The sequence below is a fragment of the Synechococcus sp. R5-12 genome, assembly GCF_047502655.1.
In the GTDB taxonomy this organism is placed as follows: domain Bacteria; phylum Cyanobacteriota; class Cyanobacteriia; order Thermostichales; family Thermostichaceae; genus Thermostichus.
Genome location: NZ_JANSIM010000240.1, coordinates 1 through 960, shown reverse-complemented (window position 1 = coordinate 960; position 960 = coordinate 1). Strand labels below are relative to the sequence as shown.

At 50.6% G+C, this 960-nt stretch carries 1 pseudogene; it reads right to left on the bottom strand.

From position 1 onward, the window contains the following. A pseudogene (locus NW843_RS12245) lies at positions 1-779 on the bottom strand (glycosyl transferase family 1); the annotation flags it as partial. Between the last annotated feature and the right edge of the window lie 181 nt (positions 780-960).

Genomic DNA, 960 nt, shown 5'->3' with positions numbered 1-960 from the left:
TCCAATCCTGAGGCGAAGGAGAGCTGGTCAGTAAGCAGAAAGCCACCCGCAGAAATCACTTCCAGGTTCCTTAAGTTCAGATCCCCGTTCAGGCTGCAGTTAAACGAAATCAGCGATTCGGCAAATAGGCGGGCTGCCTCTTGACGGTTGGCAGTTTTGGCAAGAATGGGCAAGTGTGCCCTCTTTATGGCTTCGACCAGACGGGAACGTCTGGGATGCTCGGATCCCTGCTGGCCAATAAAGACAACTTGGCTTTCTCTTGCTTCTACCCACTTGTGGACAACCGTATGCATGGAGATGAGAGGTAGCCAGGCCAGGTTTTCCGCGCCCGCCGCGGCAAACCAGTGCAGGTGCTGGCGGTTGTGAGCAGTAACAACATAATCAAAGGCTTCAACGGCCCAGTAGGCCAAAAGATGTTGGATGGGGAAGTGGCTATAATGCGTAGTTCCGGCTAGTAAGACGGTTGGACAGCCAAATTTTTTCGTGTTGAAGGGGTTGCTGTATTCGCAGCTGGAAGCTCGTACAATCACCAAGTCAAACTCTTTATCCACAATCTGCTCAGACTGCTGGACAAAGTCATAGAGGTCATAATCTCCTTCCGGACACTCCACCAAGCCTTCACGACGGTTGACATAGCCTACTCCACTGCCCCCCACTTTTTCTTTGGGACAGACAGTTACTTGCCGATCTGAAAACTGCGGCGGTGCGATGTAGTCTGGCCAAATTGGCCAGCTCAGGAGAACTCGCGGTTGCAGAGTTTCTTTGTTGGAATTTTCCATAGCTCGTCCTTCTAATCAGTGCTGCTGACAAAGTGTAGCTTCTGCCCAGGCTACAAAGAGGGCTAGTTTTGCACTATCCTGCCCTACGTGCATCCATAATGACAAAGTCAGGAGCCAAGTGCTGATTATACCTATGATCAATCTGCTTGCGGTCTTGCTCAGAAGTAAACTCCACGTAAAT